Source organism: Methylobacillus sp. MM3 (assembly GCF_001645185.1).
In the GTDB taxonomy this organism is placed as follows: domain Bacteria; phylum Pseudomonadota; class Gammaproteobacteria; order Burkholderiales; family Methylophilaceae; genus MM2.
Map to the genome: position 1 here is coordinate 109310 of NZ_LXTQ01000020.1, position 20759 is coordinate 130068.

Consider the following 20759-nt stretch of genomic DNA (forward strand, 5'->3'; position numbering starts at 1 on the left):
GTCACGCGCTGCGTAAACCGAGGGTATTTACGTTGCGTTCTGTCGCGCACCCGCACGACATGCTGAAATTAGGGTGAAACCTTGTAATGTTACCGATATCGCAAGCCTTCATCAACCATGACTTGTAGATGGTAATGAATGGGCGCGGGCATCCGGCATACCGGCAGATGCCGGGAAATCAAAGCAGATACTGCACGAGCGTTATTTGCCGCATGCTTTCTGTTGGAGTGGCGCGAGGAAAAGTTGTTCTGCGAAGAGACGAGAATGATGACATTTCCCAACTTTCCTGGATAGAAATACCAGGAAAAGTTGGGATAAGACTGGCTAGCGGAAGGCTTTTCTTGCCGCAGCTAGGGTTTTTTCTATTTCTGCATCGCCGTGGGCCGCCGATACAAAACCCGCCTCGAATGCCGATGGAGCAAGATAAACGCCTTCATCCAGCATGTGATGGAAGAAACGGTTGAATGCCTCTTTGTCGGATTGCATCGCTTCGGCGTAGCTGGTCGGGCATTTTTCGCTGAAATATACGCCGAACATGCCACCCACGCTTTGCGCGCTGAAAGTCACGCCCTGCTCCTTGGCAACGGCGCTCAGGCCGTCGACGAACTGGCGGGTGCGAGCAGTGAGTCGCTCATAAAAGCCGGGTTCCTGCACCAATTGCAATGTGGCGAGGCCGGCGGCCACGGCCACCGGATTGCCGGACAGCGTGCCGGCCTGATACACCGGCCCGACCGGGGCCAGGCACTGCATGATGTCGGCGCGGCCGCCGAAGGCGCCTACCGGCAAGCCGCCGCCGATTACCTTGCCCAGCGTGGTGAGGTCGGGCGTGATGCCGTAAAGCGCCTGCGCGCCGCCGAGGGCGACGCGGAAACCGGTCATCACTTCGTCGAAAATCAGCACCGCGCCGTGCCTGGTGCATTGCGCGCGCAAGGCTTCCAGAAAGCCGGGGGCGGGCGCGATCAGGTTCATGTTGCCGGCGATCGGTTCCACGATGATGCAGGCGATTTCGTTGCCGATCTGGTCGAACAAGGCTTCGACGCCGGCGATGTCGTTATACGACAGCGTCAGCGTGTGTGCCGCGACTTCCGGCGGTACGCCCGCCGAACTCGGCTGGCCGAAGGTGAGTGCGCCGGAGCCTGCCTTGACCAGCAGTGCGTCGGCATGACCGTGATAGCAGCCTTCGAATTTGACGATCTTGCTGCGGCCGGTGAAGCCGCGCGCCAGCCGGATTGCGCTCATCGTCGCCTCGGTGCCGGAACTGACCAGCCGCACCTGTTCCATGCTCGGCACCAGCTTGATCAGCAGCTCCGCCATATCCAGTTCGCGCGCGGTCGGAGCGCCGAAGGACAGGCTGTTTTCGGCGGCCTGCTTGACGGCCTCGATCACGACCGGATGTGCGTGACCGAGAATCATCGGCCCCCAGGAACCGACGTAATCGACGTAGTCCTTGCCATCCTCATCCCACACATACGCGCCCTTGCCGCGCTGGAAGAATACCGGCGTGCCGCCGACCGAGCGGAAGGCGCGCACCGGCGAATTGACGCCGCCGGGAATGAGTTTCTGCGATTGTTCGAACAGTTGCTGGTTGCGAGAGGTCATGGTGTCAGTCTTGCGTAAAAAGTTTGGAAAACGTTTGCGCGGCCTGCCGGATATCCGGTGCTGTCCAGAGCGCGCCGATCACGGCGATGCTGTCTGCGCCCGCCCGGATGGCCAAAGGCGCATTTTCGGCGGTGATGCCGCCGATGGCAACCGTGGGCAGCTCCAGCGGCTTGGCCTTGGCAAAAAGCTCCAGCGGCGCGCGCACGGCAGCAGGCTTGGTACCGGAATCGAAGCAGGCGCCGAAAGCCACGTAGTCGGCACCCTGTGCCTTGGCCTGTTCTGCCAGGTCGAGACGGTTATAGCAGGAGGTGCCGATAATCTTGCGTGCACCGAGCAGCCGGCGCGCTGCAGCGATGCCGCCATCCGCTCCGCCCAGATGTACGCCGCTCGCATCCAGCTCGACACACAGCAGAACATGGTCGTTGATGATGAAGGGGACATTGTGCGCCTCGCACAGCCACATCAGCTCGCTGGCCTGCTCGCGCTTCAATTCATGGCTGGCGGTCTTGTTGCGGTACTGCAGCACGGAAACGCCGCCCTGCAATGCGGCTTCGGCCTGCTTGAGCAGCAGTGCGGTGTCCGCCAAGTCGGGCGTCACCGCGTAAAGCCCCTTAATCTTGAGCATCCTCTTCTTCCCGCGCCCAGAACAGGCGGTCTGGAATATATTGGCCCATGCCGGGACGGAACCCCGCCTGCAAGGTCTGCCAGGTGTATTCCTGCGCCTCGGCCACCGCTTCTTCCATCGTCAGCCCATGCGCGAGACAGGCGGCAATGGCGGAAGTGAGGGTGCAGCCGGAGCCATGGTAGCTGCCGGGCAGGCGCTCCCAGGTATAGCTGCGGACAAGGCCTTTTTCGGAATAAAGCGTATTGACCACGTCATTGGTGCGCTCGTGCGTGCCGGTAATCAACACGTATTCGCTGCCCAATGCCAGCAGTTGTCGTGCACATTCGTCCAGCGATTCGCCATCCTCTTCGTCAGCGTCATCACCGAAAGCGAGCCGACGCGCCTCCAGGCTGTTGGGGGTGAGCAGCGAGGCCTGCGGGAACAGCAGGTCGATCATCGCATCCTGGATTTCGTCTCCGGCCAGTTCGTCGCCACGTCCCGAAGTAAGGATCGGATCGATCAGCAACGGAATGTCGGGATAGTCGGCCACGATTTCGGCGATGATGGCGACGTTCTCCACGCTGCCCAGCATGCCCAGCTTGAAGGCCGCGACCTCCATATCTTCCAGCACCGTGCGCGCCTGCTCGTTGACCCAGTCGGCATCCAGCGCCATCACGCTATCCACCCCCAGGGTGTCCTGTACGGTAATGCCGGTGACTACCGAAAGCGGGTAGCAGCCGATGCTGGCCAGGGTCAGGATATCGGCTTGCAAACCGGCGCCGCTGCTGGGATCGGTGGCAGCGAAAGTGAGTACGAGAGGTGGGACGGGTCTGGTCATGGCGGGCTTGTCGGTCTGCAAGCGGCAAGCCGCAGGCAGTGAATTCAAAACGCTATTTTAACGTAAGCTGCATGACGCTCGCATGAAAACCTGCGAAGAAGAAATCAGCCATGCTTGGACAGCCGGCAAAGCTCGGGTATAATCGCCTCCCTCGCTGTTTCGGCAATGCTGCTTTTCGGTGGCACATGCTTTCAATGGTGGCTGTAGCTCAGTTGGTAGAGTCCCGGATTGTGATTCCGGTTGTCGTGGGTTCGAGCCCCATCAGCCACCCCATCTCCCTCTTTGGTTTGTGCTGGTTTTGCAAAGCCAGTTCCGGCATGATTCCAGTTTTCCCTGTTTCACCACACGTTTCCTATGAACGATAACCAGCTTCTTCGTTATAGCCGTCACATCCTGTTGCCGCAGATCGGCATCGAAGGCCAGCAGGCGCTGATGGATGGCCACGCGCTGATCGTCGGCGCAGGTGGGCTCGGCTCACCAGTAGCGCTGTATCTCGGCGCGGGCGGCGTCGGAAAAATCACCATCTGCGATTTCGACAAGGTCGATTTGACCAATCTCCAACGGCAGATCATCCATACGACTTTGTCGATAGGTATCAACAAGGCCGAGTCTGCGCGTCAAACGCTGGATGCGATCAATCCCGAAATTACGGTGGTTGCGGTGCCGAAAAAATCTACCGAAGAAGAATTTGCCGAACTAGTAAGTGCGGCGGACGTAGTGATTGATTGCAGTGACAATTTCGCTACGCGCTACACGCTCAACCGTCTATGCGTCCAGCTGAGAAAACCGCTGGTTTCCGGCGCGGCTATTGGTTTCGAAGGGCAGGTAACGGTATTCGATATGCGCCACGATGAGAGTCCCTGCTACCACTGTCTTTTCCCCGACATGGGTGCGGAAGGCGAAATGCGTTGCGCGGAGAACGGCGTATTTGCGGCGCTGGTGGGCATGATAGGCACGGTGCAGGCGGCGGAGGCAATGAAAATTCTGCTCAATGCCGGACTAACCCTGCAAGGCAGGCTACTGCTGCTGGATGCGATGACGATGGAATGGCGCAGCATCAAGCTGAAGCGGGATCCGGGATGCAAGGTTTGCGGTTCCGTAAATGATTAATTGCGCAGATAAAACAAGCGCTTCAATTCTCTGCGCTGCTCGGCGACCGAATCCAGAATCAGGCCGCAGCTCAAGCTGACCAAGGCGGCGATCATCAGCGAGGCGGCGAGAATCGCGGATGGAAAGCGCGGCACCAGCCCAGTTTCAAAAAATTCCAGAATTACCGGTACCCCGATGGCGAGTGATAAAAAAGTCAGGATAGCGCTGGCCGTCGTGAAGAACAGAAAAGGCCGTACTTCCTTGAAGAAATAAAAGATTGCCAGGAAGATGCGCCAGCCATCACGCACGGTGCGAAGCTTGCTTTGAGTACCGTTTGCGCGTTTAAGGTAATTAATCGGTACTTCGATAATGTGACTGCGGATATCAAGTGCGTGGATGGTCAGCATGACTTCAATTTCGAAGCCGGCAGCCATGACGGGGGTGGTCTTCACGAAACGCCGCGACATGATGCGATAACCGGAAAGTACGTCGCAAAGCTTGCTCTGGAAGAGGTTATTGATCAGGCTGCTCAAAAGCTTATTGCCTGTTTTGTGCCCAGGCCGCGATGCACTGCCCTCGTACGATTGAAGTCGCGTGCCCACAATCATGTCTACCTTGTTATCGACCAGCATGCGCACATGCTCAGCCGATGCGGCGAGATCGTAGGTGGCATCGCCGTCCACCATCACATATATGTCAGCATCCACATCGGCGAACATTCTGGCCACGACGCGGCCTTTTCCCCGTTCTGCGACCCCGTGCACATATGCGCCGAAGCTCCTTGCCACGTCGGGTGTTCCATCCGTCGAGCCGTTATCAAAAATATGCACTTCGGCTTGTGGCAGATGCGTCTTGATCTGTGTGAACAATAATGGCAACGCATGAGCCTCGTTCAGGCAAGGAACTATTAGTGCGACGCGGGTGCTCATTAAGTTTTTTCCAGTCTTGTTTTTATCCATTCGATGGCTATATACAGCGCATAAAATGCCAGGCCATCATTAATCGGCCGCAAAGGGATGCTGTAGCGGGGAAAGGGGGCGCCTATCATGTGCATTGCAATAAAGTAGACCAGCACAATGCTCAGCAAAGCCGCCGCCACATTGTCTCGTTTAAGCGCCAAATAGGCACCGACGAGACTCAGCAGAATCAGAAATGGATGGAGTAGCCGGGCGACGAGATATGAACCCTGGAAAAGTGCATTATCAATATAAGGAGTTTTAAGTGGCGCATAGATAAATGCATCGCCGACACTTTCCGTCAGATTCCACGAAAAGAACTGGATGGGTTTGCCGATCAGGTACCAGCCCAGATAGCGCTGCGGTTCATGCTGGAAATTCTGTGCGATGGCTTGCATGACCTTGGTCGGGTTGCCACCGATTTCCGCCGTCAGCGGATCAAAGCGATAGGGATAACCGAAGGTTTCAGGCCGGTCCGCGTACATCATATTGATATACATCCCGTGATGCAGAAAGTTTGCGGTCAGCGCCGGATCGGATGTGTGGCCGGTTTCAACCAGATTGCGCGTTGTCCAGGCTGACGCTGCAATCGCCACCGGCAGGATCAGCCAGAGCAGGCATTTTGCGTAAACACGCCAGTTAGTTCCTGTCCATATGAACAATGCCAGTAGATAGGCAAGAATCAGGTATTGGGTGGTCGGGCGTGTCAGAAAGCTGAGTGCCAGCAGTGCTCCCGCTACCAGTGCCCAGCGTGCATGCCGAAGCCGTAACGCTTTTTCCAGTGCCAGCAAATGCAAGCCCAGCAGAAAAGTGAACAAGGTCTCGGTCAGCAGATACACCGAGGCGTTGATCAGGTGGGGGCTGATTGCGGTCACCAAGCCGGCGCTCAGCGCCCATAGTGGCGGCATGATGCGGCGATAGAGCAGCAGATACACTAGCACGGTCAAGACGCCAAGCAATGCTTGCAGATAGAGCACTCGCGCCAGCGTCGCGTTTATGTCGTCCTTGTCAAGGAAGAGGCTCACCACGGCGGAATAGACAGGCGCTCGCACTGCATCTGGCAACGGGGCCTTAGCCTCGGCTTCCGGCCATGCGCGGGAGTAGACGCCGAAAGTGTCGAGATTGTAGGCATACGCCAGATAATCGCGCGCATCGCCGCGTATCGGATGGTCGATTCGGGTCTGCGTTATGGCGGTAAAGAACAGTACGGCTGCCAGCAGGCAAATACCGAGCATGCCGATACGCCATATCCGGCCGGAAGAGTTAAACAAAGGCATAACGTCGACTCAGTTCGTAATTGATAAACATGGCTGCGATCGATCCGAGCGTCAGCCCGACATAGTATTGCCACGGCAGCCATACAGGATTCCAGATGACCAGCGAGAACACGGACATGTTCACGATCAGGCTCACCGTCTGGCCGGCTAGATAGACCAACGGCCGCGATTTCGCCCGTGCCTTGAAAGTGTAACGCCGGTTGAGTATGAAAGTCGTGGCAACCGCAACCAGAAAAGCCCCAAGTCGAGCAAGATGGGGCGCATGCCACGCACTTTGCAGCAGCGTGAACGCGCTAGCATCGACGACAAAGCCAATCGCACCGACGGCGCCGAAACGATAAAAGTGTTGGGGCATGGAAATATGTGGGCTTATTCGGAGAATTATTTCGAGCCTACCAGCGCCTTTACCGCGCCTACCAGATCCCCCGGTAACAATACCAGCTTGCTGTTTTCCGAGGTCGAAAGTTTCTGCATGGCCTGAATGTAGCGGTCTCCGAGCAGGAATGTGGCGGAAGTGTTGTTTTCCTTAACCGCTTCCGCGATCAGGCGGATGGATGCGGCGCTGGCCTTCGCAGCGACTTCCTGCGCTTCGGCGTCTTTTCTCGCTGCTTCCAGCCGCGCTTCGGCGTTGAGGATGGTGGCTTGTTTTTCGCCTTCCGATTTGGTCACCAGCGCCACGCGTTCGCGCTCGGCCGACGCCTGCATTTCCATCGCGTGCTGCATGTTGGGTGAAGGCTTGATATCCTGGATTTCGACGGATTTCACGGTCAGGCCCCAGTCTAGCGCTTCGTCGGCGATGGCGGTTTTCAGTTCGGCCTTGATGCGGTCGCGCGAGGTGAGCGCGTGGTTGAGATCCATGCCGCCGATGATGGAGCGTAAGGAAGTTTGCACCATGTTGCGCATGGCTTCGTGGAAATTCTCGATGCCATAAACCGTGCGTTCGATGTTCGATACCTTGATGAAGGCAATGGCGTTGGCGAGAATGACGGCGTTATCCTTGGTGATCACCTCCTGCTGAGGCACATCCAGGATGATATCCTTGGTAGTTACCTTGTAGCTGATCTTGCTGAAAATCGGGTTGATGACGTGCAAGCCGGGGCTTAGCACAGCGTTGAACTTGCCCAGGCGCTCGACTACCCACTCCTCCCCTTGCGGCACGATGCGGATGCCTTTCCAGATTGCGATGGCGACGAGGATGACCAATACATACATCAACACGGACATGATGATTCCTTCTTCTTGATTAATGGCGTTTGACGCGCAGGCTGTTGCCTTCGATGGCCACGATGACGGCTTCGGCGCCTGATTCGATATTTTCGTTCGACACGGCTGCCCATTCCCGGCTGCCCATGATGCCCTGCGCAAACTGGATGCGTCCCGGCTGCCTGGCGCTGACGGGCTCGATTATGGTGCCAATGCGGCCGATCTCATCGCCTTGCGATTGGCCGATATGCAAATCGGTGGAATTCTTCCTGTAATTGCGGCGCCAGATGACGAGCGCGCCGATAGACAGGCCGGCAAAAAGGAACAATTGAAGCGCGATGGGCATGGCGGGCGCCAGCCAGGTCAGGATAGCGAGCAGGATGGCGGCGATGCCGAACCACAGGACGTACATCGTGCCGGTGAGCATTTCGAAGCCCAGCAGCGCCAACCCCAGGATGCCCCAGATCCACATGATTTCCAGCATTCGATCCTCCCCGCTTTTGTTTTCCGCCATCCTACCAGAGTTGAAAACGCCGCGGCATTGCGTGCGCGGGGGTGGAGCATTACACTCGCTGCACAACAACTATCAGCCATGTGGAGGGCGTATGGGCAGCATCCTGTTTTTGGGGTTGATCGCAGTCATCCTGGTGTACTTCATCCTGATCTATAACAACCTGGTCGCGATCAAGCACAACGTGGCCAAGGCCTGGGCCAATATCGATGTGCTGCTGAAGCAGCGTCACGACGAACTGCCCAAGCTGGTGGATACCTGCAAACAGTACATGAAATTCGAGCAGGAAACGCTGGAGAAAGTCATCAATGCCCGTGCCCGCGTGGCCGATGCACGCGAGACGCACAACATCGCGGCGCTTGGCGCGGCTGAAAGCGCATTGCGTGCCGGGCTGGGCAATCTCTTCGCGCTGGTGGAGTCGTATCCGGAATTGAAGGCCAACGAGCAATTTGTCCATTTGCAGGCACGCATCACCGGACTTGAAAACGCCATCGCCGACCGCCGCGAGTTTTACAACGAATCGGTCAATATCAACAATGTGCGCATCCAGCAGTTCCCGGATCTGGTCGTTGCGCGCATGTTCAGCTTTCCTCCCCAGCAGATGCTGCGCTTTGAAGCTTCCGAGTTGCAGGACGTGAATATCGCCCGTCAGTTCGGTTAAGCGGCTTAACGTCATGCCCCGATTTTTGCGGGACAATTATGTCAACCTGCTCACGTCGGGTAGTCATCTGGTGTTGCTGTTGGTGGCTGTGCGGATCAATGAGCGCCCAGCCTGGACGGTCTGTTTTGCCTTGATCGCCGGTATCAGCTTTTTTGCGTGGGTATCGAATTTCCGGCGTGGACGCGTCATTGCGGATACACCCACCTCCAAAATCGGATCGGCTGCGCAAGGCTATGTCGAGCTGTACGGACGTGCCAACGGCAATAAAAAGCTGGTGCAGGCCAAAGGCGGCAGTTTCCCCGGCGTCTGGTACCGCTGCACCACGTATCGGCTGAATTCGGACAGAAAATGGGTTGCTTCGGATCATGTCGTCAGCGAATCCATTTTCGAAATCAATGACGGTAGCGGCGTGTGCATGGTGGATCCCGACCATGCCGAAGTGATTACCACCCACACGCGCACCTGGTATGAAGGCGAATACCGACATGTTGAAGAGCAACTGTTCGCGAGCGACAGAATTTATGTTCTAGGCGAATTTCACACGATGGGCGGCGCTCATACGCATTTGAGTCATAAAGAGGATGTGAGCGCCCTGCTCGCAGCATGGAAGCGCGATCCCGAGCATCTGTTGAAGCGGTTCGACCTGAACAGCGATGGTGAAATCGATATTCGGGAATGGGAGCTGGCGCGCAAAGCCGCTGCTCGCGAAGTGGAAAGGAACCATCGCGAATTGCGGCAGCAACCCGGCGTGCATGTGATGCGTCGTCCAGTTTCCGGACGCATGTACTTGATTTCCAATCTTTCACCGCACCAGCTCAAGCGCAAGTACCAGCTCTGGGGCGCATTTCACATTAGCGTGTTTTTTGCGGGCCTGGCCGCCGTTATCTGGCTCGGCGTGGGCTGAGCGGCGCCGGGGCTGTGATAAAATCCCGCCCCATGAGCGAACTCGACAAATCCTTTGAACCCAAGAACATAGAAAACCGCTGGTACTCCTTTTGGGAGGGCCAAGGTTACTTTGCCGCCGGCCTGGACACGGCAAAATCCGATAACTTCTGCATCCTGCTGCCGCCGCCCAACGTCACCGGCACGCTGCACATGGGGCATGGTTTCAACCAGACCATCATGGATGCGCTGACGCGTTACCATCGCATGCGCGGCGCCAATACGCTGTGGCAGCCGGGCACCGACCACGCCGGCATCGCGACGCAGATTGTCGTCGAGCGCCAACTTGATGCGCAGGGTCTCTCCCGCCACGACCTCGGCCGCGAAAAATTCCTCGAAAAAGTGTGGGAGTGGAAAGAGCATTCCGGCTCCACCATCACCCGCCAGATGCGCCGCCTGGGTACTTCGCCCGACTGGAGCCGCGAGCGTTTCACGATGGACGAAGGTCTTTCCAAGATCGTCACCGAAACCTTCGTGCGCCTGTTCCGCGAAGGCCTGATCTACCGCGGCAAGCGCCTGGTCAACTGGGATCCCAAGCTGCACACCGCCGTGTCCGACCTGGAAGTGATCAGCGAGGAAGAAGATGGTTCGCTGTGGCACATTCGCTACCCGCTGGCCGATGGCTCGGGCTCGCTGACCGTTGCCACCACACGTCCGGAAACCATGCTGGGCGATACCGCCGCGATGGTGCATCCGGAGGACGAACGCTACGCGCATCTGATCGGCAAGACCGTGAAGCTGCCGCTGTGTGATCGCGAAATCCCTATCATTGCCGACGACTACGTGGATCGCGAATTTGGAACCGGCGTGGTCAAGGTAACGCCAGCGCACGACTTCAACGACTACGCGGTCGGTCAACGCCACAACCTGCCGATCCTGTCCATCCTGACGCTGGATGCGAAGATCAACGATCACGCGCCGGAAAAATACCGCGGCATGGACCGCTTCGACGCGCGCAAGGCAATCGTTGCCGACCTCGAAGCGCTGGGCCTGCTGGAAAAAATCGACAAGCACAAGCTCAAGGTGCCCAGAGGCGACCGTACCGGCGTGGTGATCGAGCCGATGCTGACCGATCAGTGGTTCGTCGCAATGAGCAAGCCCGGCGAAAACGGCAAATCCATTACCGAACAGGCGCTGGAAGTGGTCGCCAACGGCGAGATCAAGTTTCATCCGGAAAACTGGGTCAACACCTACAACCAGTGGCTCAACAATATTCAGGACTGGTGCATCTCGCGCCAGCTCTGGTGGGGCCATCAGATACCTGCGTGGTACGGCGTCAATGGCGAAGTGTTCGTCGCGCACAGCGAGGAAGAAGCGCGCCACCTGGCAGACAAGGAAGGCTATGCCGGCGTGCTGACGCGCGACCCGGATGTGCTGGACACCTGGTACTCCTCCGCACTGTGGCCTTTCTCCACGCTGGACTGGACACCGGAATGGCCGGAGCAGTCCAACCCAGCGCTCGACTTGTTCTTGCCTTCTTCAGTGCTAGTAACCGGCTTCGACATCATCTTCTTCTGGGTGGCGCGCATGGTAATGATGACCAGGCACATCACCGGCAAGATTCCGTTCAAGGACGTATACGTGCATGGTCTGATCCGCGATGCGGAAGGCCAGAAGATGTCCAAGTCCAAAGGCAACGTGCTTGACCCGATCGACCTGATCGATGGCATCGGCATCGAAGAACTGGTGAAAAAGCGCACTACCGGCCTGATGAACCCCAAGCAGGCCGAACAGATTGAAAAGCGCACCCGCAAGGAATTTCCCGAAGGCATCCCGGCCTTCGGCACCGATGCGTTGCGCTTCACCTTCGCCAGCCTCGCCAGCCCCGGCCGCGACATCAAGTTCGACATGCATCGCTGCGAAGGCTACCGCAACTTCTGCAACAAGCTGTGGAACGCCACCCGCTTCGTACTGATGAATTGCGAAGGCCAGGACTGCGGCATGGAGCCGTGCAAGGCCGATTGCGGGCCGGACGGCTATCTCGATTTCTCCCAGGCCGATCGCTGGATCGTCAGCCTGCTGCAACGCACCGAAGCCGAAGTCGAAAAGAGCTTTGCCGACTACCGTTTCGATTACGTCGCACAAGCCATCTACAAATTCGTCTGGGATGAGTACTGCGATTGGTATCTGGAAATCGCCAAGGTGCAGCTCGCCAACGGCAGCGACGCGCAAAAGCGCGCCACCCGCCGTACTCTGCTCCGCGTGCTGGAAACCGTGCTGCGCCTGGCGCACCCGGTCATTCCCTTTATCACTGAAGAACTGTGGCAAACGGTATCCAAGTTCACCGGTGCGGAAGGCGAAACCATTATGGTGCAACGCTACCCGCAGCCGCAGTCCGAGAAAATCGACGTGGCCGCCGAAGCCTGGGTCGCTACGCTGAAACAAGCTGTCGATGCATGCCGAAGCCTGCGGGGTGAGATGGGCGTTTCCCCGGCGCAGCGTGTGCCGCTGGTGGCTGAGGGCTCAAAAGCCGTGCTGGAGGCCTATGCCCCTTATTTCAAGGCCTTGGCCAAGCTGTCGGACATGGATATTGTCGAAGCATTACCGCAAGCCGATGCCCCGGTCGCGGTTATCGGCGACTTCCGTCTGATGCTCAAGATCGAAGTGGATGTGGCTGCGGAGAAAGAACGCCTCGGCAAGGAAATCACTCGTCTCGAAAGTGAGATCACGAAAGCCAATGCCAAGCTGTCCAATGCCGGCTTTGTTGACCGGGCGCCTGCCGCCGTCGTGGCGCAAGAGAAGGAAAGGTTGGCTGGATTTAGTGCGACCTTGGAGAAAGTGCGCGGGCAATTCGCACGACTGAGCTGAGTCGAAAGGCGGGCTTTACCCGCCTTTCAGATAAACAGATTGACGTCCGATTCGCCGGCAAACTCGAAGAACGTTGCCGCGCCACCGATTTCGATGCCGTCGATGAACTCCTCACGTTTGAAGTCGAACAGGTCCATCGTCATCTGGCAGGCAATCAACTTGACGCCAGATTCCAGACAAATTTCGCGTAGTTCTTGAATTGACGCCACGCCCTTGTCGGCGATTTTCTGCTTCATCATCATGGTCGCCATCGACTCCAGTCCGGGCAACATTTGCACCAGGTTGGGCATCGGTACTGGCATCGGCATCGCCGGGTTGCCCAGCGGGCTGACTTTGAGATCGGAGATATCCTTTTTCAGTAGCGTCAGGCCATAAAAGGTGAAAAAAATGCTGACTTCATAATCCAGCGCGGCGGCCGTGGAAGCCAGAATAAACGGCGGATAAGCCCAATCCAGCGTGCCTTTCGATGCGATCAAGGCAAGCTTTTTTGCCATGATCTACGCTCTCTTTTTCATGACGAACGTGAATTCGCCATTGGCCGCTTCATGCGAAAGCAGTTCGTGCCCCGTTTGTTTGCAGAAGGCCTGAAAATCCTTGACTGACCCGGGGTCAGTCGCGACGACCTTCAAAATCTGGCCGGGCTGTAACTCGGCCAATGACTTTTTGCAACGCAGGATGGGCAACGGACAATTCAGTCCGCGCGCATCCAGTTCCTTGTCGAATTCCATCATCAACTCCTAGCGTTTTGGTTCCAGTGCATAGCCGGCAGCGCCCCAGCCAAGCACGCCGCCACGCAAGTTGAAAACGTTTTCGCGGCCTTGGCTAGCGATGAAGCTGGAGGCCTGTGCCGAGCGTATGCCGCTGTGGCAATAAAAAACCAATGGGGTTTCACCTTCGAGCTCCTGAGTGCGAAGTGGAATGAGGTGAAGTGGGATATGAGTCGCACCGTGAATGATGCCTCTTGCTGCTTCCTCGTCAGTTCTAACGTCTACGAGCATCACATCGCTGTCACTCATCAGAGCTTGCAGACGGATGCTATCGATTTCCTGATAACTAGCCATGAGGGTTTCTAACTCTAAAATCTATACTATATCAGCGCTTACTAAAGTTCGCCTGCTTAAGGTATTGCCGTTTCGCTGCTGATTCAGGCATGTTTTGACATCATTGGACGATGTTCTTTAATGAGAGACACCGTCACGCCGTAATACTTTTACGACAGTAAGCCATAATATCTGTAAATCGAACCACATGGATCTGCGTTGCAGATACTCCCTGTCCAGCTCTACCTTTTCGGGTATCGGCAATTCATCTCTTCCGTTGATCTGGGCCCATCCCGTCAGGCCCGGCGTGAGGACATGCAATCCGTATTGCGTGCGAAGCGCTATCAAATCCTCTTGGTTGAACAGGGCGGGCCGAGGACCGACGAAGCTCATCTCACCGCGCAGAATGGACCATATCTGGGGTAATTCATCCAGGCTTGATCTTCTCAGGAATGAACCAATGGGAGTGAGGTATTGGTCAGGCTCGGCGAGCAAGTGCGTTGCAACCGCCGGAGTATCGGTCCGCATGCTTCGGAATTTGGGCATTCTGAAAAGCCGATTATGCTTTCCGACCCTTTCGCTCCAATAGAAAATCGGGCCGACGGACGTTAAGCGTACGCACAGTGCGACCATCATAATTGGCACTAGCAATATCAGCCCCACGCATATTGCTAGCAACACATCAAAAGTACGTTTCAATTATTTTCTCTGTGCCAGTCTATTGAGGTATGCAATGGGCGGCAATCATTCAGATTGCGACAAATCACCAATTGAACGAATTGTGCCACTGGATTGATCGGCTTTGAAAGCGATTTAACCTCGCGCCTGAGCCTGCTTACTTTGAAATTTAATTATTGAGGGCATTGCCGATAGCATCATTGGCTTTGAGTAATGAGGAGTCAATGTCGGTTAAAGACATTTATGAGGGCCTTTCAGCGAGACAGCGCTTCAATGATTGTATTCAGCCTATCCAGACGCTACCCGGTTTCGCCCGGACGCCTTTGCGTGATACAGCGCTTCATCCACCCGTTTGAACAGGGTATCAACATCTTCGCCTGTTTGGCATTCGGCGACACCAATGCTAACGGTTATGTGCGGAAAGTCTGGTCGGCTAAATTGTTCGACAGTCTGCCGAAGCGATTCCGCCATGGACAGAGCACCATCCAGGTTGGTTTGAGGAAGAAGAATTACAAATTCCTCACCACCCCATCGACAAACAGAATCACTTTCTCGCACTCGGGACTCCAAGGTTCTCGCAAGCAATAACAAGACCTCATCGCCTTTGCGGTGACCGTATTGGTCATTGATATTCTTGAAGAGGTCCGCATCAATCATCAGCATGCTGTAATTTTGACCGTAACGCTCAGTCTGGGTATGGGCGCTTTGGACCAAGTGAAGAAACTGACGTCGATTCCACAGGCCGGTTAGCGGGTCTTGTAATGCTTGTTGCTGCAACTCCTGCTCTAGACGCTTTTGTTCGGTGATGTCATGAATGATGCCGAGCATCAGTCGCTTACCATTCAGTATCACGGGGCTGGCATAGGTCTGAACGTATCGCGTACTTCCATCAGACAATTTATGCATGAAGCTCAAAGGCTTATGGCCACCGGGAAGTTTTGCAACCTCATTCATGACGGGAAGGACATCCCGACCCATAACGTTGATTTCCCACGTATGTTTTTGGAGCATCTCTTCTGGGGGGTAGCCATAGAACCGGATTGCAGCCAGATTTGCGTCGACTATTCGTCCATCCTCTTCGGGGTCGATAAGTAGCATTGGCGCGCTACTGGTTCGAAAAAATTGCTCATAGCAGATGTCATCAATGCAATTATCTTCCCGATGATACGACCGGCCAAAGCCGGAGGTAAGCTCCGAGGAAGCTATTTCCGAACCAGTTATTCCTTCAACGACGATGACGGGTTCCTGCCCTTCCCACTGGGCTAAAGACAGGCGGCAACTCAGTGGCTGGGTTATTCCTTCTTTTTGGACGGTCCAGATTTCGACGATTAACTCTTTTTTAGCCAGGGCGCACAGATAGGCGTCGAGCTGAGTCTGAGAGCGTGCGGAAAAGCGACCATGACGCAGATGGCCCAGATTAAGCTCTACCGATAAATTCATAGCCGCTGAATTGGCAAAGAATATTTCCTGAGTTCTCGGCAAAACCAGCCAGACAGGTGTGCTCAGGAGACTTAGTGCATCTAGTTGGGGCGCTTCCATCGGGACTGAATGGTATTCGACACCAGCAGATTACCGTAATTTGGCGCTTCAGTCTCAGCCTACTCAAATTTCACTTAAAGAGGTTCTTCATCCCCCGATGGCAGACATCCAGATTGCGGTACTACCGCTGATCGGCTTCCGATGGGAAGCCGGAGCGGAAGATGTCCTGGCCCTGGATGCGCAGGCGAAAGGCCCAGCCTTTGCCGTCCTGATGGGGGTTAGTCATGGCTCACCTCCTGGTTGGAGGCAGGGTAGGAAACAACGCGTGGGGTAAATTACAACATCACCACTCCTTTTTGTGGAGTCGCGTATCGCTTGGGAAAACGATTTTTCTCACAGTTTTTGGCGGTCAACCGAAAATATTTTCCGTTGACCGCATACAACCGCAAGGGTCACCGAGATGCGAGTGTCAGAATCCAACAAAAAGCCCAACGCAGTGGTTGGGCTATGTTGTTGATTCTACTGAATCGTATCCTGGTGGCCAGGGGCGGAATCGAACCGTCGACACGCGGATTTTCAATCCGCTGCTCTACCAACTGAGCTACCTGGCCACATCCTGCTACCCGGTGAGGGCGTCAGGAGGCGGGATTATAGCAAACTCGCTGCGTCTGGCAAAAGAATTTTCTTTCTACTCGTTTGACTCTGCCTGTTCGGTGGGGTACAAACCATTTTCACTATTTATCACCTCATGATTTTCGGATTTTCTCATGCCTGTAGCGATCGATATTTCCATTAATCCACTTCCCGATGATATCAAGCGCCAATTGCAGTCGAAGGTTGACGGCAAGACCAAGCCGCTGGGCGCTCTTGGACGTCTGGAAAGACTGGCGCTGCAGGTTGGTCAGATTCAAGGCACGCTATCGCCGAAACTGGTGAAGCCTGTGATGTTGGTGTTTGCCGGCGATCATGGTGTGGCGACGGCGGGAGTCAGCCCGTTTCCTCAGGAAGTGACGCGGCAGATGGTGCTCAATTTCCTTGGCGGCGGAGCAGCCATTAATGTTTTTGCGCGTCAGAACGGCATTGCGGTGCGCGTGGTGGATGCCGGCGTCAATTACGACTTCGGTGACGTCGAAGGTCTGATCGATGCCAAGATCGGTTTGGGCACGCGTAATTTTCTTGAAGGTGAGGCAATGACGCGCGAAGAATGCGAAGCTGCTATTTCTCGCGGCGCAGTATTGGCCGCGCAGGAAATTGCTCAAGGCACCAACGTGCTGGGCTTTGGCGAAATGGGCATCGGCAATACTTCCTCGGCCGCCATCATCACCAGCAAAATTTGCGGTTTGCCTTTGGCGCAATGCGTCGGTCGCGGCACCGGGCTAGACGATGACGGTTTACAGAAGAAGCAAACCCTCCTGGCTGAAGCTGTCGCCAGGCATGGCACAGCCATTGACCCACTGGATGTGCTGGCTGCCTTCGGCGGCTTTGAAATTGCGATGATGGCCGGCGCAATGTTGGGCGCGGCACAACGCGGCGCGTTGCTGCTGATCGATGGTTACATTGCAACCTCTGCGTTGTTGGTCGCGGCAAACCTGCAGCCTGCCATCAAGGATTACTGCGTCTTCGCGCATGAATCCGGCGAGCCGGGGCATGCACGACAACTGGCCTGGCTAGGTGTGGAGCCGCTGCTGTCTCTGGATATGCGGCTAGGTGAAGGCACCGGTGCGGCACTGGCCTATCCGCTGGTGCAAGCGGCGGTGAATTTCCTGAATGAAATGGCCTCGTTCGAGTCTGCCGGCGTGAGCGGCCGCAGCGAGCAATGAAGCAGGAATTTCGGCTGTTTTTCACGGCCTTGATGTTTTTTACCCGCATTCCCTGTGCGCGATGGGCGGGCAGTAGCGAAGACGACCTGAATCGCGCTTCCAGATATTTTCCTTTGGTTGGCGTCATCGTCGGGCTGGTGGCTGCATTGGTTTACCTGGCGGCAAAGCTTGTTTTTCCGCAGGAAGTGGCGGTACTCGCCAGCATAGCCGCGACCTTGTGGCTGACGGGGGCATTTCACGAGGATGGCCTGGCGGATGCAGCCGATGGGCTGGGTGGAGGCTGGGAGAAAGAGCAAGTGCTCACCATCATGCAGGATTCACGGCTCGGCAGTTATGGCGCATTGGCGATGATCATGGCCCTGCTCACCAAATTCCAGACACTAGCGCATTTGACGCCGGCAATGATTCCTGCAATTCTCATTGCCGGTCACGCATTCAGCCGTTTCTGCGCCGTGCTGGTGATTTCTACACAACAATATGTGCGCTCCAACGGCAAGGCCAAACCGCTTGCGACGCGGCTTTCGAAAGGCGGCCTGGCAGTCGCTGCGGTGGGTGGCTTGGCACCATTGGCATTGCTCTCGCCCAACCTGCTTTGGGCGCTGGTGCCGGTGTCGCTGGTCTGGCTGTGGTTCAGCCGGATGCTGAAGCGCCGTTTGGGCGGCTATACCGGCGATTGTCTGGGCGCGATGCAGCAATTGTGCGAGCTGGCGTTTTACCTGGGCGTACTGGGAGCGATGGGGGTGGCTGTCTGATGGAGCTTTACCTCGTGCGCCACACGACGCCCGCAATTCAGCCCGGTATTTGCTATGGGCATGCCGAGCTTGATTTGCACGCGGATGCTGACGACGAAATTGCCGCGGTGTGTGACAAATTGGCTGCCTTGCAACCTGCCGGCTTCTACACCAGCCCATTATTGCGCTGCCGCCGCTTGGCCGCGGCACTGTCGTGGGGCGAGGCGCAGCAGGATGCGCGGCTCAAGGAATTGCACTTCGGCGATTGGGAAATGCAGCGCTGGGATGCGATTCCGCGCGAGATTTTCGATTACTGGGCGCTGCGTTTTGTGGAGCACGCGCCGCCTGGCGGTGAGTCATTTCAGGCCTTGTATCAACGCGCCAGCGAGTTTTTTGCCGAGTGTGCCGAAAAGCATGCCGGTCAATCCGTCGTGGCGATTACCCACGCTGGCGTGATTCGCGCCTTGCTGGCGCATGCGCTCAAGCTGCCACTGGAAAATGTCCCGGGTTTTCACCTGGATTTCGGCGGCGTGACCAAACTCATTGTGTCCGGACCTCATATCAATGTCGCCTATGTCAATCGTTAAGTGTCCGGCGCTCCTGATCGCCGCGCCATCCTCCGGCTCAGGAAAAACCAGCGTTACGGCGGCATTGGCGCGCTATTTCACCCGTCGGGGCAAACGCGTCCGCGTGTTCAAGACCGGCCCGGACTTTATTGACCCGGGCGTGCTTGAGTGTGCTTCCGGCAATCCGGTTTATCAGCTCGACCTGTGGATGGTGGGAGAAGCGGAATGCCGTCGCCTGTTGGCCGAGGCTGCCCGAGAAGCTGACCTGATCCTGATCGAAGGCGTGATGGGCCTGTTCGATGGAACGCCCAGCAGCGCCGACCTGGCGCAGCATTTCGGCATTCCCGTTCTGGCAGTGATCGATGCTTCCGCGCAGGCGCAGACTTTCGGGGCGCTGGCGTTGGGGCTGGCGACGTACCGGCCACAACTGCCTTTCGCCGGCGTTCTTGCGAATCGCGTGGCGGGCTCCGGCCATGCCGATATGCTGAAATCCAGCCTGCCGCCGGATTTACGCTGGTTCGGCTGGTTGCCGACAGAGCCCGATGCAGCGCTGCCGGAGCGCCATCTCGGGCTGGTCGGTGCCGCCGAGCAGCCGGATCTCGACGCCAAGCTGGACAAACTGGCCGAGGCTTTGATGATGAGTGAGAGTCCGCTGCCTGCCGCAGTCGTTTTTCCTGACTATCGGCCGGACAGCCTGCCCCGTTTGTTGCAAGACACGCGCATCGCCATCGCTCGCGACCATGCATTTGCCTTCATTTATCGCGCCAATCTCGACCTGCTGGCCGCGATGGGGGCGACACTGGAATTTTTCTCCCCGCTGACAGACAAGGTGTTGCCACGGGCGGATGCGTATTACTTCCCAGGCGGTTATCCCGAACTACATCTCGATACCCTGTCGAGCAACACGGGATTGCGTGATGACCTCTTGGCGGCGCAGGCGGCGGGCACGCCTATCTTGGCCGAATGCGGCGGCATGATGGCGATGTTCGAGGGGATTACCGATGCCGCAGGGCGGCGTGCGACCATGTGGGGTTTGTTGCCAGGCGAAGTGAAGATGCAAAAGCGCCTCGGCGGCCTGGGCCTGCAAGCGGCAGAATTGCCTGAGGGCACGCTGCGCGGTCACACTTTCCATTATTCAACGACGGAAACCGCGCTGCTGCCGCTGTCTCAAGCCGTCAAGCAATCCGGCAGCGAGGGCGAGGCGGTCTATCGCGTCGGCCGGCTCACCGCATCCTATCTGCACGCCTACTGGCCCTCCAACCCTGAAGCCACCGCGCGGCTGTTTCTGCGATGAGCGATTTCAACGAATCCGAAAAAGCCGCGATCTACCGCGTAATCGCTGAACGCCGCGACATGCGGCATTTTCTGCCCGACCCGGTGTCACCGGAGCTTCTAGCACGCCTGTTGCAGGCAGCGCATCTCGCGCCCAGCGTCGGTTATATGCAGCCGTGGCGCTTTATCCGCATCGCCGACCGCGCGCTGCGCCATCAAATCCATGCGTTGGTCGAAGCCGAGCGCATTGCTACTGCCTGCGCGCTGGCGGAGCGCGAAGACGAATTCATGCGCCTCAAGGTCGAAGGCATTCTGGAGTGCGGCGAATTGCTGGTGGTGGCCTTGGCTAACGGACGCGAGCAGCATGTATTCGGTCGCCGGACGCTGCCGGAAATGGATCTCGCGTCAGCCTCCTGCGCCATCCAGAATCTGTGGCTGGCCGCCCGCGCGGAAGGGCTGGGGATGGGCTGGGTGTCGTTGTTCGATCCTGCAAAACTGGCGCAATTACTGGAGATGCCGCCCGGCGCCAGCCCCATTGCAGTGCTGTGTCTCGGCTATGTCGAGGCGTTCTACCCGCGCCCGATGCTCGAAATGGAACACTGGGCCGACCGTATCCCGCTGGAAACACTGGTTTTCGAAGATCGCTGGAAGAACTGATGTGTTGATTTTTTAATTGCTGTCAGCT

At 56.9% G+C, this 20759-nt stretch carries 22 protein-coding genes and 2 tRNA genes; 10 read left to right on the forward strand and 14 right to left on the reverse strand.

Annotated elements, in window-relative coordinates; all coding sequences use genetic code 11:
- Nucleotides 1-324: 324 nt before the first annotated feature.
- From hemL to A7976_RS07315, 3 genes are read right to left on the reverse strand one after another with little or no spacing between them, the layout of a single operon-like run.
- Nucleotides 325-1599 carry a glutamate-1-semialdehyde 2,1-aminomutase gene (hemL, locus tag A7976_RS07305; protein ID WP_067109465.1) on the reverse strand — a complete coding sequence of 425 codons (1275 nt, stop codon included), beginning with the start codon at nt 1597-1599 and terminating at the stop codon, nt 325-327.
- A 4-nt stretch (nt 1600-1603) separates the two neighbouring features.
- A complete protein-coding gene (gene thiE / locus A7976_RS07310; RefSeq protein ID WP_067109468.1) occupies nt 1604-2224 on the reverse strand; it encodes a thiamine phosphate synthase in 621 nt (206 codons plus the stop codon).
- Nucleotides 2211-3041, reverse strand: coding sequence for a hydroxymethylpyrimidine/phosphomethylpyrimidine kinase (locus A7976_RS07315; RefSeq protein ID WP_067110208.1), 831 nt, complete (start codon nt 3039-3041; stop codon nt 2211-2213). The genes thiE and A7976_RS07315 overlap by 14 nt, the downstream gene beginning before the upstream one ends.
- 197 nt (nt 3042-3238) lie before the next feature.
- Here A7976_RS07315 and A7976_RS07320 point away from each other — a divergent pair.
- Nucleotides 3239-3314: transfer RNA gene (locus A7976_RS07320), tRNA-His, on the forward strand.
- An 81-nt stretch (nt 3315-3395) separates the two neighbouring features.
- Nucleotides 3396-4151, forward strand: a complete 756-nt coding sequence (locus tag A7976_RS07325; RefSeq protein ID WP_067109471.1) for a molybdopterin-synthase adenylyltransferase MoeB — start codon at nt 3396-3398, stop codon at nt 4149-4151.
- Here A7976_RS07325 and A7976_RS07330 read toward each other — a convergent pair.
- From A7976_RS07330 to A7976_RS07350, 5 genes are read right to left on the reverse strand one after another with little or no spacing between them, the layout of a single operon-like run.
- On the reverse strand, nt 4148-5089 hold the full coding sequence (locus A7976_RS07330; RefSeq protein WP_067109474.1) for a glycosyltransferase family 2 protein: 942 nt from the start codon (nt 5087-5089) through the stop codon (nt 4148-4150). The two genes, A7976_RS07325 and A7976_RS07330, sit on opposite strands and share 4 nt — an antisense overlap.
- Nucleotides 5059-6363: a glycosyltransferase family 39 protein gene (locus tag A7976_RS07335; RefSeq protein ID WP_082878036.1), complete on the reverse strand. Its 1305-nt coding sequence runs from the start codon at nt 6361-6363 to the stop codon at nt 5059-5061. The genes A7976_RS07330 and A7976_RS07335 overlap by 31 nt, the downstream gene beginning before the upstream one ends.
- Nucleotides 6350-6718 (reverse strand): GtrA family protein, encoded by a 369-nt coding sequence (locus tag A7976_RS07340; protein ID WP_067109480.1) that lies wholly within the window; start codon nt 6716-6718, stop codon nt 6350-6352. The genes A7976_RS07335 and A7976_RS07340 overlap by 14 nt, the downstream gene beginning before the upstream one ends.
- Nucleotides 6719-6744: 26 nt before the next feature.
- Nucleotides 6745-7587, reverse strand: coding sequence for an SPFH domain-containing protein (locus A7976_RS07345; protein ID WP_067109483.1), 843 nt, complete (start codon nt 7585-7587; stop codon nt 6745-6747).
- A gap of 19 nt (nt 7588-7606) precedes the next feature.
- Nucleotides 7607-8050 (reverse strand): NfeD family protein, encoded by a 444-nt coding sequence (locus A7976_RS07350; protein WP_067110211.1) that lies wholly within the window; start codon nt 8048-8050, stop codon nt 7607-7609.
- Nucleotides 8051-8171: 121 nt separating this feature from the next.
- On the opposite strand from A7976_RS07350, the gene A7976_RS07355 reads away from it, so the two are divergent.
- From A7976_RS07355 to A7976_RS07365, 3 genes are read left to right on the forward strand one after another with little or no spacing between them, the layout of a single operon-like run.
- The gene (locus tag A7976_RS07355; RefSeq protein WP_067109487.1) at nt 8172-8738 is read left to right on the forward strand and encodes a LemA family protein; all 567 of its coding nucleotides are present in this window, start codon (nt 8172-8174) and stop codon (nt 8736-8738) included.
- 13 nt (nt 8739-8751) lie between these two features.
- On the forward strand, nt 8752-9642 hold the full coding sequence (locus A7976_RS07360; RefSeq protein WP_067109491.1) for a hypothetical protein: 891 nt from the start codon (nt 8752-8754) through the stop codon (nt 9640-9642).
- 32 nt (nt 9643-9674) lie between these two features.
- The gene (locus A7976_RS07365; RefSeq protein ID WP_067109494.1) at nt 9675-12488 is read left to right on the forward strand and encodes a valine--tRNA ligase; all 2814 of its coding nucleotides are present in this window, start codon (nt 9675-9677) and stop codon (nt 12486-12488) included.
- Between the two features lie 26 nt (nt 12489-12514).
- On the opposite strand, the gene A7976_RS07370 is transcribed toward A7976_RS07365, so the two are convergent.
- The 6 genes from A7976_RS07370 to A7976_RS07395 all read right to left on the reverse strand — a co-directional run bounded on the left by A7976_RS07370 (nt 12515) and on the right by A7976_RS07395 (nt 16296).
- A complete protein-coding gene (locus tag A7976_RS07370; protein WP_067109497.1) occupies nt 12515-12982 on the reverse strand; it encodes a DsrE/DsrF/DrsH-like family protein in 468 nt (155 codons plus the stop codon).
- 3 nt (nt 12983-12985) lie between these two features.
- Complete coding sequence (locus A7976_RS07375; protein WP_067109500.1) at nt 12986-13216, reverse strand: sulfurtransferase TusA family protein; 231 nt, start codon at nt 13214-13216, stop codon at nt 12986-12988.
- Nucleotides 13217-13225: 9 nt separating this feature from the next.
- Nucleotides 13226-13549, reverse strand: coding sequence for a rhodanese-like domain-containing protein (locus A7976_RS07380; protein ID WP_067109503.1), 324 nt, complete (start codon nt 13547-13549; stop codon nt 13226-13228).
- Between the two features lie 117 nt (nt 13550-13666).
- Nucleotides 13667-14227 carry a sugar transferase gene (locus A7976_RS07385; protein WP_067109507.1) on the reverse strand — a complete coding sequence of 187 codons (561 nt, stop codon included), beginning with the start codon at nt 14225-14227 and terminating at the stop codon, nt 13667-13669.
- Between the two features lie 267 nt (nt 14228-14494).
- Nucleotides 14495-15745, reverse strand: coding sequence for a sensor domain-containing diguanylate cyclase (locus A7976_RS07390; protein WP_067109510.1), 1251 nt, complete (start codon nt 15743-15745; stop codon nt 14495-14497).
- Nucleotides 15746-16220: 475 nt separating this feature from the next.
- Nucleotides 16221-16296, reverse strand: a tRNA-Phe gene (locus A7976_RS07395).
- Between the two features lie 156 nt (nt 16297-16452).
- Between A7976_RS07395 and cobT the strand changes: the two genes are divergently transcribed.
- From cobT to bluB, 5 genes are read left to right on the forward strand one after another with little or no spacing between them, the layout of a single operon-like run.
- Nucleotides 16453-17505 carry a nicotinate-nucleotide--dimethylbenzimidazole phosphoribosyltransferase gene (cobT, locus tag A7976_RS07400; RefSeq protein ID WP_067109513.1) on the forward strand — a complete coding sequence of 351 codons (1053 nt, stop codon included), beginning with the start codon at nt 16453-16455 and terminating at the stop codon, nt 17503-17505.
- Nucleotides 17502-18257, forward strand: coding sequence for an adenosylcobinamide-GDP ribazoletransferase (locus A7976_RS07405; protein WP_067109515.1), 756 nt, complete (start codon nt 17502-17504; stop codon nt 18255-18257). The genes cobT and A7976_RS07405 overlap by 4 nt, the downstream gene beginning before the upstream one ends.
- Nucleotides 18257-18823 (forward strand): alpha-ribazole phosphatase, encoded by a 567-nt coding sequence (gene cobC, locus A7976_RS07410; RefSeq protein ID WP_067109518.1) that lies wholly within the window; start codon nt 18257-18259, stop codon nt 18821-18823. Before A7976_RS07405 ends, cobC begins: the two co-directional genes overlap by 1 nt.
- Nucleotides 18810-20096, forward strand: a complete 1287-nt coding sequence (locus A7976_RS07415; RefSeq protein WP_067109521.1) for a cobyrinate a,c-diamide synthase — start codon at nt 18810-18812, stop codon at nt 20094-20096. Before cobC ends, A7976_RS07415 begins: the two co-directional genes overlap by 14 nt.
- Nucleotides 20093-20731, forward strand: a complete 639-nt coding sequence (gene bluB, locus A7976_RS07420; protein WP_067109524.1) for a 5,6-dimethylbenzimidazole synthase — start codon at nt 20093-20095, stop codon at nt 20729-20731. The genes A7976_RS07415 and bluB overlap by 4 nt, the downstream gene beginning before the upstream one ends.
- The last annotated feature ends 28 nt before the right edge of the window (nt 20732-20759 follow it).